The sequence below is a fragment of the Bradyrhizobium sp. Rc2d genome (genome assembly GCF_900099855.1).
Lineage (GTDB): Bacteria > Pseudomonadota > Alphaproteobacteria > Rhizobiales > Xanthobacteraceae > Bradyrhizobium.
In genome coordinates this window covers 67225-81628 of record NZ_FNCU01000002.1, presented here as the reverse complement: position 1 = coordinate 81628, position 14404 = coordinate 67225, and the positions used below count along the sequence as shown (strand labels likewise).

General features: G+C 64.4%; 11 protein-coding genes. 9 read left to right on the top strand and 2 right to left on the bottom strand.

Annotated elements, in window-relative coordinates; translation table 11 throughout:
• Positions 1–78: 78 nt before the first annotated feature.
• The 9 genes from BLV07_RS04830 to BLV07_RS04790 all read left to right on the top strand — a co-directional run bounded on the left by BLV07_RS04830 (position 79) and on the right by BLV07_RS04790 (position 10460).
• Positions 79–1281 (top strand): cytochrome P450, encoded by a 1203-nt coding sequence (locus BLV07_RS04830; RefSeq protein ID WP_091880605.1) that lies wholly within the window; start codon positions 79–81, stop codon positions 1279–1281.
• 94 nt (positions 1282–1375) lie between these two features.
• Positions 1376–2974 carry a cytochrome P450 gene (locus BLV07_RS50050; RefSeq protein WP_091880602.1) on the top strand — a complete coding sequence of 533 codons (1599 nt, stop codon included), beginning with the start codon at positions 1376–1378 and terminating at the stop codon, positions 2972–2974.
• Complete coding sequence (locus tag BLV07_RS04820) at positions 2961–3806, top strand: SDR family oxidoreductase (protein ID WP_091880599.1); 846 nt, start codon at positions 2961–2963, stop codon at positions 3804–3806. The genes BLV07_RS50050 and BLV07_RS04820 overlap by 14 nt, the downstream gene beginning before the upstream one ends.
• Positions 3806–5149 carry a cytochrome P450 gene (locus BLV07_RS04815; protein ID WP_091880596.1) on the top strand — a complete coding sequence of 448 codons (1344 nt, stop codon included), beginning with the start codon at positions 3806–3808 and terminating at the stop codon, positions 5147–5149. The genes BLV07_RS04820 and BLV07_RS04815 overlap by 1 nt, the downstream gene beginning before the upstream one ends.
• 130 nt (positions 5150–5279) lie before the next feature.
• Complete coding sequence (locus BLV07_RS04810) at positions 5280–6278, top strand: polyprenyl synthetase family protein (RefSeq protein ID WP_091881172.1); 999 nt, start codon at positions 5280–5282, stop codon at positions 6276–6278.
• Positions 6279–6571: 293 nt separating this feature from the next.
• Positions 6572–8122 (top strand): hypothetical protein, encoded by a 1551-nt coding sequence (locus BLV07_RS04805; protein ID WP_091880593.1) that lies wholly within the window; start codon positions 6572–6574, stop codon positions 8120–8122.
• Positions 8119–9006, top strand: a complete 888-nt coding sequence (locus tag BLV07_RS04800) for a terpene synthase family protein (RefSeq protein WP_091880589.1) — start codon at positions 8119–8121, stop codon at positions 9004–9006. The genes BLV07_RS04805 and BLV07_RS04800 overlap by 4 nt, the downstream gene beginning before the upstream one ends.
• A gap of 661 nt (positions 9007–9667) precedes the next feature.
• Positions 9668–10111: a YbgC/FadM family acyl-CoA thioesterase gene (locus tag BLV07_RS04795; protein ID WP_091881170.1), complete on the top strand. Its 444-nt coding sequence runs from the start codon at positions 9668–9670 to the stop codon at positions 10109–10111.
• A gap of 19 nt (positions 10112–10130) precedes the next feature.
• Positions 10131–10460 (top strand): hypothetical protein, encoded by a 330-nt coding sequence (locus BLV07_RS04790; RefSeq protein ID WP_143035349.1) that lies wholly within the window; start codon positions 10131–10133, stop codon positions 10458–10460.
• 205 nt (positions 10461–10665) lie between these two features.
• On the opposite strand, the gene BLV07_RS04780 is transcribed toward BLV07_RS04790, so the two are convergent.
• Positions 10666–11475, bottom strand: coding sequence for a S1/P1 nuclease (locus tag BLV07_RS04780; RefSeq protein WP_143035348.1), 810 nt, complete (start codon positions 11473–11475; stop codon positions 10666–10668).
• Between the two features lie 17 nt (positions 11476–11492).
• A complete protein-coding gene (locus tag BLV07_RS04775; protein ID WP_176945345.1) occupies positions 11493–13457 on the bottom strand; it encodes a phospholipase D-like domain-containing protein in 1965 nt (654 codons plus the stop codon).
• Between the last annotated feature and the right edge of the window lie 947 nt (positions 13458–14404).

Genomic DNA, 14404 nt, shown 5'->3' with positions numbered 1-14404 from the left:
AAGCGCACGTGAAGCCCCTGCCCGCAGCGACTGCGGGCACCTTCCGCCCTTCCATCGCTTAGAGAGTGAAGTGCCACCGTGTCCGAACAACCCCTGCCGACGCTGCCGATGTGGCGCGTCGATCACATTGAGCCCTCGCCGGAGATGTTGGCGCTACGCGCCAACGGTCCGATCCACCGCGTGCGTTTCCCGTCCGGGCACGAAGGCTGGTGGGTGACAGGCTACGACGAGGCCAAGGCGGCGCTGTCCGACGCGGCGTTCCGGCCGGCGGGAATGCCGCCGACGGCGTTCACCCCGGATTCGGTGATTCTCGGTTCGCCGGGGTGGCTGGTCTCGCACGAGGGGGGCGAACATGTCCGGTTACGCACGCTCGTGGCGCCGGCCTTCAGCAACCGCAGGGTGAAGCTGCTGGCGCCGCACGTCGAGGCGATCGCTGCGCAGTTGTTCGAGAACCTGGCGGCCCAGCGCCAGCCCGCCGACTTGCGGCGCCACCTCTCCTTTCCGCTTCCGGCCATGGTCATCAGCGCGCTGATGGGCGTGCTCTACGAGGATCACGCCTTTTTCGCGCGGCTGTCCGACGAGGTGATGACGCACCAGCAGGAAAGCGGCCCGCGCAGCGCGTCGCGCTTGGCCTGGGAAGAACTGCGCGCCTACATTCGCGGCAAGATGCGGGACAAGCGCCAGGATCCGGGCGACAACCTGCTGACGGATCTGCTCGCGGCGGTCGACCAGGGCAAGGCGACCGAGGAAGAAGCAATCGGCCTGGCGGCGGGCATGCTGGTGGCGGGGCACGAGAGCACCGTCGCCCAGATCGAATTCGGCCTGCTGGCGATGTTCCGCCATCCGCAACAGCGCGAACGCCTGGTCGGCGATCCATCCCTGGTGGACAAGGCGGTGGAGGAAATCCTGCGCATGTACCCGCCGGGCGCGGGGTGGGACGGCATCATGCGCTATCCGAGGACCGACGTGACCATCGCGGGCGTGCATATTCCCGCGGAGAGCAAGGTGCTGGTCGGCCTGCCGGCAACGTCGTTCGATCCGCGCCATTTCGACGACCCGGAAATCTTCGACATCGGACGCCAGGAAAAGCCGCACCTGGCGTTCTCCTACGGGCCGCACTCCTGCATCGGCGGGGCGCTGGCCAGACTGGAACTCAAGGCGGTGTTCGGTTCGATCTTCCAGCGCTTTCCCGCGCTGCGCCTGGCCGTAGCGCCGGAAGAACTGAAGTTGCGCAAGGAGATCATCACTGGCGGGTTCGAGGAGTTCCCGGTGCTCTGGTGATGTGCGGACGCCGCTGGGGGATCGCGATCGTCTCCGCGGTTTGCCGGCGCGTCTGCCGCGCACCGGTCAGATCAGCCAGTCAACAGGTAACCAAATGGACGTGCAAGAAACCACGGCAGGATGCCGGGACGCCTTCGCCGAACTGGCGTCGCCGGCGTGGATCCACGATCCGTATCCGTTCATGCGGTGGTTGCGCGAGCACGATCCGGTGCATCGCGCGGCGTCGGGCCTCTTTCTGTTGAGCCGCCACGCCGACATCTACTGGGCGCTCAAGGCCACGGGCGATGCGTTTCGGGGACCTGCGCCGGGTGAACTGGCGCGCTATTTTCCGCATGCGGCGACCAGCTTGTCGCTCAATCTGCTGGCCTCCACGCTAGCGATGAAGGACCCACCGACGCATACGCGTCTGCGCCGGCTGATCTCGCGCGATTTCACCGTGCGCCAGATCGACAACCTGCGGCCGAGCATCGCGCGCATCGTCGCAGCGCGCCTGGATGGCATGGCGCCCGCGCTGGAGCGCGGGGAGGCCGTGGACCTGCATCGGGAATTCGCGCTGGCCTTGCCCATGCTGGTCTTCGCCGAACTGTTTGGCATGCCCCAGGACGACATGTTCGGGCTCGCCGCCGGCATCGGCGCCATTCTGGAAGGCCTGAGCCCGCACGCCAGCGATCCCCGGCTCGCCGCGGCGGACGCGGCCAGTGCCAGAGTGAAGGCCTACTTCGGCGGTCTCATACAGCGCAAGCGCACCGATCCCCGCCACGACATCGTGTCGATGCTGGTCGGCGCACACGACGATGATGCCGACACGCTGTCGGATGCGGAGTTGATCAGCATGTTGTGGGGCATGCTGCTGGGCGGCTTCGCCACCACTGCTGCGACCATCGACCATGCGGTCCTGGCGATGCTGGCGTATCCCGAACAGCGGCACTGGCTGGAGGGAGACGCCATGGGGGTGAAGGCATTCGTCGAAGAAGTCCTGCGCTGCGACGCGCCCGCCATGTTCAGCTCCATTCCGCGTATCGCCCAGCGCGACATCGAACTGGGCGGCGTGGTGATCCCGAAGAACGCGGACGTGCGCGTGCTGATCGCGTCCGGCAATCGCGACCCGGACGCCTTCGCCGATCCCGACCGCTTCGATCCCGCGCGGTTCTACGGCACCAGTCCTGGCATGTCGACCGACGGGAAGATCATGCTGAGCTTCGGCCACGGCATCCACTTCTGCCTCGGTGCGCAACTGGCCCGGGTGCAGTTGACCGAGAGCTTGCCGCGGATTCAGGCGCGCTTCCCCACGCTGGCATTGGCCGAGCAGCCGACCCGGGAGCCCTCCGCGTTCCTTAGGACGTTCCGCGCGCTGCCGGTGCGGCTGCGTGCGCAGGGGGCTGAGATGTGCGTCGTGGTCGACCAGGATCTGTGCGGAACCAGCGGGCAGTGCGTGCTGACGCTACCGGGCACCTTTCGCCAGCGCCAACCGGACGGCGTGGCCGAAGTGTGCGGGGCGACAGTCCCGCAGGCGCTGCACGCCGCCGTGCGGCTCGCAGCCAGCCAGTGCCCGGTCGCCGCCATTCGGGTCATCGAAAGCGAAGCTGGCGATGACGAGCGCGCCAGCGCCGACAGTGCGCCTTCTCCGGCGGAGGCCGAGCGGCATGCCGCGAGAGACCAACGCAATCCAGGAGGACACGATGGGACGGTTTGAAGGCAAGGTGGCCGTGGTGACCGGCGCCGGCGCCGGTATCGGCAAGGCATGCGCCCTCGCCATCGCGCGCGAGGGCGGCAGAGTGGTGGTCGCCGACATTGATGGCACGGCGGCCATCGCCTGCAGCGCGCAAATCGCGGCCGACGCGGGCCACGCGCTAGCCCTGGCCATCGACATCGCCGATGCGCAGGCGGTGGCAGCGCTGTTCGAGACGGCGGAGCGGCACTTCGGTGGGGTCGACCTGCTGGTGAACAACGCGAGCGCCATGCATCTGACTCCGCGCGACCGCGCGATTCTCGACCTGGACCTGGCGGTCTGGGATCAGACCATGGCGACCAATCTGCGCGGCACGTTGCTCTGCTGCCGGCAGGCCATCTCACGGATGATAGCCCGCGGCGGTGGCGCGATCGTCAACATGTCGTCGTGCCAGGGGCTCACCGGTGACACCGCGCAGACGTCCTACGCCGCGTCGAAGGCGGCGATGAACATGCTATCGGCCTCGCTCGCCACCCAGTACGGTCATGCGCAGATCCGCTGCAACGCGGTTGCGCCGGGTCTCATCATGACCGAGCGTCTCCTCGCCAAGCTGGACGAGTGCATGCAACGGCATCTGCGCCGGCACCAGCTCCTGCCGCGCGTCGGCCGCCCCGAGGACGTGGCCGCGCTGGTGGCGTTCCTGCTCTCCGACGATGCTGCGTTTATCACCGGCCAGGTCGTGTGCATCGACGGCGGCATGCTGGCGCATGTGCCGACGTACGCCGACGGTGGCAACAGCCGCGCCGCGCGGCCTTCCGGCGAGACCGCCGAAGCGGCCGCGTCGCCGCGCTGCTGATGGACATGCTGCTCAACCCGCTGAACCGTCGGCATCGGCTGCGGCACGACATCCCGGTCGTGCCCGGCGCTTTCCCCTTGGTCGGGCATCTTCCCGCCATCGTCTGCGACCTGCCGCGCCTGCTGCGGCGCGCGGAACGGACGCTGGGCAGCCACTTCTGGCTGGATTTCGGCCCTGCCGGACACCTGATGACCTGCGTGGATCCGGATGCGTTCGCACTGCTCCGGCACAAGGACGTGTCCTCGGCACTGATAGAAGAGATCGCGCCCGAATTGTTTGGCGGAACGTTGGTCGCCCAGGACGGAGGCGCGCACCGTCAGGCGCGCGATGCGATCCAGACGGCGTTTCTGCCCATGGGGCTGACCCAGGCCGGCATCGGCGAGCTGTTCGCGCCCGTCATCCGGGCGCGGGTGCAGAGGTGGCGCGACCGCGGCGACGTAACGATCCTGCGCGAAACCGGCGATCTGATGCTCAAGCTCATCTTCAGCCTCATGGGAATCCCCGCGCAGGACCTACCGGAATGGCGTCGCAAGTACCGGCAACTGCTGCAGTTGATCGTCGCGCCCCCGGTCGACCTGCCCGGACTGCCCTTGCGGCGCGGCCGCGCCGCCCGCGACTGGATCGATGCGCGGTTGCGCGAGTTCGTCCGCGACGCGCGCGAACATGCCGCGCGCACCGGGTTGATCAACGACATGGTGAGCGCCTTCGATCGCAGCGACGATGCGCTCGCCGACGAGGTCCTGGTCGCCAATATCCGCTTGCTGCTGCTTGGTGGTCACGACACCACCGCCTCGACGATGGCCTGGATGGTGATCGAGCTGGCGCGGCAGCCTGGGCTGTGGGACGCCCTAGTCGAGGAGGCGCAACGCGTGGGCGCGGTGCCGACCCAGCACGCGGACCTGGCGCAGTGTCCGGTCGCCGAGGCGCTGTTCCGCGAGACGCTGCGCATGCATCCGGCGACGCCGCTCCTGGTGCGTCGCGCACTGCGTGAATTGCCACTCGGCCAACGGCGCATTCCCGCGGGCACCGATCTGTGCATCCCGCTGCTGCATTTCTCGACCTCGGCGCTGCTACACGAGGCGCCTGATCAGTTTCGCTTGGCGCGGTGGTTGCAACGCACCGAGCCGATCCGGCCGGTGGACATGCTGCAGTTCGGTACCGGCCCACACGTCTGCATCGGCTACCACCTGGCATGGCTGGAACTGGTGCAGTTCTGCATCGCCTTGGCGCTGACCATGCACGAGGCCGGGGCGCGGCCGCGCTTGCTGAGCGGCGTCGAAAAAGGCCGGCGCTATTACCCGACCGCACATCCGTCCATGACTATCCGCATCGGATTCTCATGAGCTGGCATCGCATGCCCCTGTGGCGAGGCAGCGGCGCCGGCGACGCGCGGCATTGCTGCACTCGGCGCGCACGGTGCGACGCCGACAACACCGCGGCGGCTCGCCTGTCGGGGACAAGGACATGAACAGCATGCAGACCGGTTCCACGCTACAGGACGACAGAACTGGTGATTCCGCGCTCGGCGGATTGGGCGCGCAGGCGCGCGACGCATCCAGCGGGCTGCTGCCCGAGATCTGGATGCAGGACGGCGCAAAGCGGGTCGAACAGGTGCTGGCGCGTCTTCTCTGCGCCGAACGTGACGGTGAGACCGAGCTGATGGCGGCGATGCGCTACGCCACCCTGCATGGCGGGAAGCGCACCCGCGCCTTGCTCTGTCTGGCTGCCGGCGCACTGGCCGACACGCCGGCGCACATGCTCAACGACGTCGGCGCCGCCATCGAGATGATGCACGCCTGTACCCTGGTCCACGACGATCTGCCCGCGATGGACGACGACGTGCTTCGCCGCGGCCTTCCGACCGTGCACGTCAAGTTCGGCGAAGCTACTGCGATCCTGGTGGGCGATGCGCTGCAGGCGCACGCCTTCCTGACCCTGGCGAGCCTGGATGCGCCGGGCGACAACCGTATCGCGCTCGTGCGCGAACTGGCGCAGGCGGTGTCCGCCGAGGGGGCCGCAGGCGGGCAGGCCATGGATCTGTCGCTGGTTGGAAAGCACGTCGAGCTGGACAGGATCGTGGCGATGCACCGGATGAAGAGCGGAGCGCTAGTGCGCGCGTCCGTTCGCATGGGCGCGCTATGCGCTGTCGCGGAGGATGTCGCGCACGCTGCGCTGTACTGTGCGCTCGATCACTACAGCGCCTGTTTCGGCCTGGCGTTGCAGGTGATCGACGACATTCTCGACGTGACAGCGGATACCGCGACGCTGGGCAAGACCCCCGGCAAGGACGCTGCGGCACAGAAGCCGACCTGCGCGTCGATCATGGGACTGCAGGCAGCACACCAGTTCGCGCTGGATCTGTTGCGCGATGCCGGGGAGGCCATCGCGCCGCTGGGGCCGCGTGCGGAACGGTTGGCGCAACTCCTACAGCGGGCCAACGCGTATCTGTTCAAGCACGCGCCATGCGCATGAGCGCGCCCGTCCGCATGGAGTCGCCCCTGTGCCGCTGCGATCGGCCGGCGGCAGAGGTGCATGCTGCACTGTGTCCGAGTCCGCGGCGCCGATCGCAGCGGTAACCCGCCGCGGCGCACGCTGCGCGCTGCGCCCAAGCCTATGCGGCGGACCGGCGCCAGCATCGGGGGGGCGTCGCCGCGCCGGAGCAGGGCGGCCGTCCGGCGCTGGCTATGCGACGGGCCTGCGGCGACATGCGCGGCGTCTGCCCAATCCCGGTTTCTCTTCAACCGTCTGCAAAAGGAACATCCCGCGTGAACGCGCTGTCCGAACAGATCCTTTCCGAATTGCGCCGCCTGCTGAGCGAAATGAGCGATGGCGGCAGCGTCGGTCCGTCCGTCTACGACACGGCGCGAGCGCTGCGCTTCCACGGCAACGTCACCGGTCGGCAGGACGCATACGCCTGGCTCATCGCGCAGCAACAGGCCGACGGCGGATGGGGAAGCGCGGACTTCCCGCTGTTCCGCCATGCGCCCACGTGGGCGGCGTTACTGGCATTGCAGCGTGCCGATCCTCTTCCCGGTGCTGCCGACGCGGTCCAGGCTGCAAGGCGGTTCCTCCAGCGCCAGCCCGATCCCTACGCGCATGCGGTGCCGGAAGACGCGCCGATCGGCGCGGAGCTGATCCTGCCGCAGTTTTGCGGTGAGGCTGCGTCCTTGCTGGGTGGCGTAGCGTTTCCGCGCCACCCGGCGCTGTTGCCGTTGCGGCAAGCGCGCCTGGTCAAGCTGGGGGCGGTGGCGACATTGCCGAGCGGCCATCCGTTGCTGCACTCCTGGGAAGCCTGGGGGACGTTGCCGAGCACCGCATGCCCGGATGAGGACGGCAGCATCGGCATCAGTCCGGCGGCCACCGCCGCGTGGCGTGCTCACGCCGTGACACAGGGGAGCACGCCGCAGGTCGGGCGCGCCGACGCGTATCTGCAGGCGGCATCGCGGGCGACGCGCAGCGGCATCGAAGGTGTCGTTCCCAACGTCTGGCCGATCAATGTGTTCGAGCCATGCTGGTCGCTGTACACCCTGCATCTGGCCGGGCTGTTCGCGCATCCCGCGCTCGCCGAGGCGGTCCGTGTGATCGTCGCGCAGCTCGACGCCCGCCTGGGCGTGCGCGGTCTGGGCCCGGCCTTGCACTTCGCGGCTGATGCGGACGACACCGCCGTTGCGTTGTGCGTCCTGCACCTTGCAGGCCGCGACCCGGCGGTCGATGCGTTGCGGCATTTCGAAATCGGCGAGCTGTTCGTCACCTTTCCCGACGAGCGCAATGCATCGGTGTCGACCAACATCCATGCCCTGCATGCGTTGCGACTGTTGGGAAAGCCCGCCGCGGGCACCAGCGCGTACGTCGAGGCCAATCGCAACCCGCACGGTCTATGGGACAACGAAAAATGGCACGTTTCGTGGCTGTATCCCACCGCGCATGCGGTCGCTGCGCTGGCGCAAGGCAAGCCCCAGTGGCGCGACGAGCGCGCGCTGGCGGCGCTGCTGCAGGCGCAGCGCGACGACGGCGGCTGGGGCGCCGGTCGCGCGTCCACATTCGAGGAAACCGCCTATGCGCTGTTCGCGTTGCGCGTGATGGACGGGAGCGAAGAACCGACAGGGCGCCGGCGCATCGCGCATGCGGTCGCGCGTGCGCTGGGGTGGATGCTCGCCCGCCATGCGGCGCATGCATTGCCGCAGACGCCGCTGTGGATCGGCAAGGAACTGTATTGCCCCACCCGGGTCGTGCGCGTGGCCGAACTCGCCGGGTTATGGCTGGCGCTTCGTTGGGGGCGGCATGTCCTGGCCGAGGGAGCAGGAGCGGCGCCATGATCCAGACCGAACGCGCGCTGCAGCAGGTGCTGGAGTGGGGGTGTTCCCTGACCGGGTTCGCCGACGAGCATGCCGCGGAAGCGGTCAGGGGCGGTCAGTACATCCTGCAGCGCATACACCCGAGCCTGCGCGACACCAGCGCCTGCACCGGCCGCGATCCGCAGGACGAAACGCTGATCGTGGCGTTCTATCGCGAACTGGCGCTGCTGTTCTGGCTCGACGATTGCAACGACCTTGGCCTGATCGCGCCGGAGCAGCTCGCCGCGGTGGAGCAGGCGCTGGGGCAGGGCGAGCCGTGCGCGCTCCCCGGATTCGAGGGCTGCGCTGTGCTGCGCGCTTCGCTGGCCGCGCTTGCCTACGATCGTCGCGACTATGCTCAGCTTCTCGACGATACCCGGTGCTACTGCGCGGCGCTGCGCGCCCGACAGGCGCAGGCGGCAGGGGCGGAACGCTGGTCCTACGCCGAGTACCTGCACAACGGCATCAATTCGATCGCCTACGCGAACGTGTTCTGTTGCCTGTCGTTGCTGTGGGGGCTGGACATGGCGACCTTGCGCGCGCGTCCGGCGTTTCGCCAGGTCCTGCGGCTCATCTCCGCGATAGGGCGCCTGCAGAACGATCTGCATGGACGCGACAAGGACAGGTCGGCCGGCGAGGCCGACAACGCGGCGATCCTGCTGCTGCAGCGCTATCCGGCTATGCCTGTGGTGGAGTTCCTCAATGACGAGCTGGCCGGCCATACGCGCATGCTGCACCGGGTGATGGCGGAAGAACGCTTTCCCGCGCCGTGGGGACCGTTGATCGAGGCGATGGCGGCCATCCGCGCGCAGTACTACCAGACCTCGACCATCCGCTACCGCAGCGACGCTGCGGGGGAAAGTTAGCGTGCGCCGGCCGGGAGGCGGCGGCGTGCGCCGCGCTGCTGCCAGTGGGGACGCGTCGAACACATATGGTGCGATGGTCTGCTGTGGACCAACAAGTGACGATGGCCATAGTGCGGACGGTTTGCCGAAACATCCATCGCCCGCTATTGAAGCGTGTTCGACATACCCATGCCAATGTGGATCTCACACGGACGGCTTCTTCTTTGTCTGAGATTTGCAACAACCTCATTCCGGCACACTGATGCCGTAGGGGCCGACCACCCAATCAGACCGAGCGCGCTGAGATCGTCAAAGCCAATCGAGGATGACGAAGTTGCCCGTGTTTTTGACGGTCAGCTCTTCAGCCTCGAAACCCGCACTTGCTGACGTGCCTGATGGCGGCGAGGTCCATCAAGTCACCACGATTGGTGGAGACCAGATCGAAGACTGCCTGCGCGGCTTCGGGAAGCATAGTTGGCAGGAGCGGGAAGCGCTCGTACAACCAGTGGAGAACCAAGTTGGTGAGAGCCCCGCCGCAGAGGTGTGGCTCGCTCCTGGCTCGATGACCTCTGCCGGTCCGAATCCCGCCGCGCTGCAGGAGCCAAGCTCACGATTAGCGCTTGCCGAAGAAAGCGCCTCTGTGCAAGACAATTGGTCCCAGAAGCCCAAAGGGAAACCCACTGTGACAGCCTCTCTTGATGGCGAAATTCGCGACGGCAACCATCATTTGCAGGTCCGCATATATTTCGAAGATACTGACGCTGGCCAGATTGTTTATCACGCGAATTTTTTGCGCTTCATGGAACGCGGCAGAACGAATTACTTGCGCCTGCTCGGAACCAATCAGCAAGCGCTGCTCGAAGCAACGGGGAACGATGCGCCCGGCTTTTCCTTCGTTGTCCGTTCGATGACAATCGATTTTCTAAAGCCGGCGGTCCTGGACGACCTGCTTGACGTGATCACGATCCCGCAAGAGGTAAGGGGCGCGTCAATTGCTTTGCTGCAGGAATGCAGGCGAGGTGACGATCTCCTAGTCACGGCGCGTGCACGCGTGGCGTTTATCTCGGGCGGAAAGGCTCGACGCATCCCCAAGTCGCTGCGGCTCGCCGTCGAAGGGCATAGGTAAGCTCTCCTTTATTCACGCTATGACCTTCCAGCGCCCTAATGAAATCAAAGGGTTAGCGTTCTGTTGCGATATCGTCAAACCAGTGTTCGCCGCGTTCTTTCCACCACTCCCCGATCCTCCTCCGCCGCCGCCTCGTCCTTCCGACGATGAGGTCGCGCCGGACTATTCCAACGATCCGCTTGGCGACTTCGGCTATGCGGTCTGCCGAACCAACTGGATCGGCGCCGGACTCACCACGATTCCGTTCCAGCCGTCCGAGGTGAATAAGGACGGCTACTTCCAGGTCGACCCGATGCCGAGAATATCCGCCGCCTGCTCGCATGGCTGGAGGAACGCGCGGCATCCTTGATAACGGCCAATTTCGGGCTGCTCCCGCACGGCACCAGCGACGACGAGCTCAAAGCGTTCGAGGATGCATTTGGCATCCGTAAGCTCAACTCGGGAGCGCAGCCTGACCAGTATCCACTACCCAAGGCCTTCAAGTCGACGTTCTCTAGCGCCATACGTACTGGCCGCAAACAAGCTGATCCCCCTTCAGTGTGCGCCATCGTTGCCTAGTCGGCAAAAAGCTTGTCAAGAAGATGAGCGAGCCTCACGCCGGCCTTCAAGAGGCGCTCTCGCACGATGGGTGTGTTGGCCGCGATATAGGCCTCATCAATCTCAACCTGCGCGCCCTCGATTTTCGAGCATGCCCCCCCTTGCATGGCGCAGTAATGCGTCTGGACGGCTTCGGTGATGGCGAAGGATTCATTGGCCCAGTCGCGGGGCTCGGATTGGACCCATTCCCCCTTCATGGCGGGGGTGAGCGTGTCGATAAGATCGGACGCGGCAGCGTCAACATCCTTGCCGACGGCCTTCATAACCAGACAGGTGTCCCAGGTTGCGTGCAGCACCCCAGAACACAGGCCACTTACGTCAATGCCGTTGCCGCCCTTGTCGTCCGCGAAGGATACGTGGAGCGGCTGATGAATGTCGCCAACCCAGTGCCCGAGGAATTTGAGGGCGATCAGCCGGTCCGCCGGCTTGCCTTTGGAGCCGAGTATCGTTGCGTCATTCTCGATTGCACTCAGGACGCATGGGTTCTCTCCCGGGCAGCCTTCGGGCGGCAGCTCATGCGCCGTGCGCGGTAGGTTGACGAAATGCTCGGGAGCACGCCTGTGCGGATGATCCGGATAAATGCATGCCTCGCTGAATGTGTCATATTCCTGATCGTTACGCACCAGCTTGCGAATGGCGGCCCGGGTATCAACCGTCGCCAGCCGGTAAGCGATCTCGCAAACGATCTGATGTCCTTCGTCTCCCCACGCGAAGGCCCTGTCCGTTAACGCGATCATTCCGATGAACAGAATGGCAAATACGCGCATGGCTTGGTCCTCACTTGTCAACGCTTGCGGGCCGCTCGCATCTTCGTCTTCGTCGCCTTGGCCTTCGGGGCGGCCTTCTTGGCTTTCTTCTTTGCCTTTTTCGTCGCGGCGGCTTTCTTGCCGGCCTTGAGGCCCTTCTTTTTTACCGCAGTCTTCTTTCTGGCGGCTGCCCGAGCAACTGGAACTGCGGCGCCATTTGCGGCCTTTTTGCCCATACCACCGCGGACACCTTCACCAACGAAGACGTCTGCGTCCTTGGCGGCAGCCGCCTGCCAGGACTTGCTGGGATCGGCAAAGAACATCTCACGACGGTGGTTTTTCGCGTTCGTCTTGTCGAAATAGTCGTGCGTCCAGCCGTCGGTATCATCGAGCAGGCCAAACTTCGTTTGGCCGCCATGCTTGGCGATATTGTTGGCGGCGTCGCGCGAGTAGAAGTGCCGGAAAATCCGGTCGAACTCCGTGAGGTAAATGTCGGCCACCCGCGTATTACCCCGGATCAGCAGCATGTTCTCGTCGTTGGATTTGAGGGATTCGCCGGAGAAATTTGCCGAGCCGGTAAAGACGAGCGGATCATTCGATAACGGGTCGACCAGCAAGAACTTCGTGTGGATGAAGAAGACGAAGCCCTGACCATTCCTGCGCTCCAATTCCTCGCCCAGGAACCACTCTTCGATCTTGAAGTGGGGGATCGGCACCCATTTCTTGGTCTTCTTCCCGTCCTCATCATGGCCGTCGGCCTGCTGCAATTGCATCTTGCCGAGAATGGCACCATACGAAAACATTAGATCGGCCGGATTGTTGGCCTGCGCCTGGATAACTTCGTGGGTCGGAGGGCGCTCCATGAGGATGAATCGCATGGCGGGTGCCTGCTTTGCCATCGGCCCCAGAATGTTGGGATCGACCGTGAAGGCACCCGTAAACATAGCGCTAGTTACTGCATCGCCGGCGCGCGCCCCGTACCAGTTAAGCATGCGGTCGCTGGGACGCGGCGAAAAAACGAGCGTCGTTCCGTTGTCGATGACGTTCTTCGGGTTTGGCGAGAGTCCAAAGGAATTCGCATGCTGCTCCTTTGACTCGGGGTTCATCGATAACTCGGTCCAAAGCTTCAGGTACGTTGCTGCGACGGTCTTGTCGGTCACGAGATGCCCGACATTGGACTGGCCGAGAAACCCGGACGGCGTGAAATTCGTCGAGCCCGTCCAGACCGCAACAGGCGTTTTGTTCTTCTCCAGCCGCACGATGAACTTGTTGTGCGGCGTCTTCGGCCGGGTCCGCTCGAACAGGATCTGCTTGCTGCCTTTCTTCGCCGAAAGCCCCGATGTCTTGATCGCTTTTTTGTTTGCGCTGGTCGCGTGATAGATGATCTGGACATCAACTCCGCGCTTGAGGGCCTCGATCAACTCTTCGTGGACGCGCCGGTAGGTGAACTCGTAGGCGCAGACCCGCAAACCGTCACCAGCCGGTGTTTTCCGGATGTAGTCAAGACAAGCCTCGAGAAGACCGCGCGACAGCCATGCCACCTCCTTGTTGGCTGGATCGTTGTAGTCGTCATCGGTGAGGGACTTGTTGCCGAATTGATCGGCAAACGCCTGGCTGGCGATCGCGCCGCGATTGAACCAGATCCCATGCTGCCCATCATCGGCAGCCTCGGTCTGAACCTCGAAGGTGACTGTCTCGCGGGGTTCAAGCGCACCCGGCTTGCCATACATCGCCGAAACTTCGAAATTGTACTTCGTTCCCGGTTGGGCCTCGTAGTCCGACCAGAGGAAGCTCTGCACAGGGCTCTCATCGGTCGAAAAATGCATGGCATGACCGGTCGGCTCCTTTGGAGCCAGGCTCGGGAAGGTCTTCATCCCCGTCAGCCATTCACCGGGCGCATTGCCGACTGACCGCTTGAAGGCAAAGCCCAGCAGGCCCTTGCGGTCGCTGTCGGACATATTCAAAGCAATAAGGATCGCACGGGTCCCGGCGAACGCCGCCACCTGAAGCTTTCGCGACCTCGATGCTGCTCTTATGCGCATAACTCAACCCTCCAGCTCCGGACATTTTTGTCCGCCGGTCCCTGATTTTCAGTGTGAGTTCGTTCGACGCGATCTACCAGCGTCCAGGCAAGCCCTCTGCCTTGGTAATAAAATGCGGAAAATGACCTTAAGTTGTGGGCCAGTGTGAGGACATCACGCTCCAGAAGTCAACTAAGGCGCGAACAAAATTTTGACGGTCCGCGTTTGGCAGCGCGGCCCGCGCGTGATCCCCGAGCTGGAAACTGGGCCAGTGGCATTCAGGTGATTGAAGCATTTCGCAAGATCCGGGCAAGGGAGAAAGCCAAGGCCGACCCGCCGACAAAAACAATCAAAGTTTTGCGCAATTTCCCCACATCTCCCCTCCTAGGTACGTAATCCAGACATCTTGTTCATTCGCCATCGCTATACTCTCCATGGACAGCGGTTAAGGTGGGCCACGGTCGCGCCGCTCAAAATCGTCTTCAATGAAGACCCGCAGAGCCAGAGCTGCGGCCTCTAGGCAGGCTGGCTGCTAGTTGAAGTCGACTTGGTGAGCGGCTTAAATCGCAGTAGTGATTTCCCTTACTCGGGGCTGGGCTGGATTGCGCCAGGTCGCACCCGAGCCGCATCAGGTTATATTGCAGCCAGAGCATCTGCTGTAAATCATGCTTGCTGCGCCGAAATAGGTTTCCGACATACGAGCCCATACGGAGACGGTACAAATGCTTAGCCATGTTCTGCTCCTGTGCAGCAATAGCCAAACTAGATGCGGCCAATTATTCCGTTGCCTTCCAGACCGCCGAAATTTCCTTCGTGAGGCACCTCGTTCAGCGCTGAAATTGTAGCGCTCAATGAAAATCGATTAATGCAACAAATCTCGGATTGGCGCCGAAATTCGGCGCCTTGTCGGCTTCTTTCGCGGTTTTTGT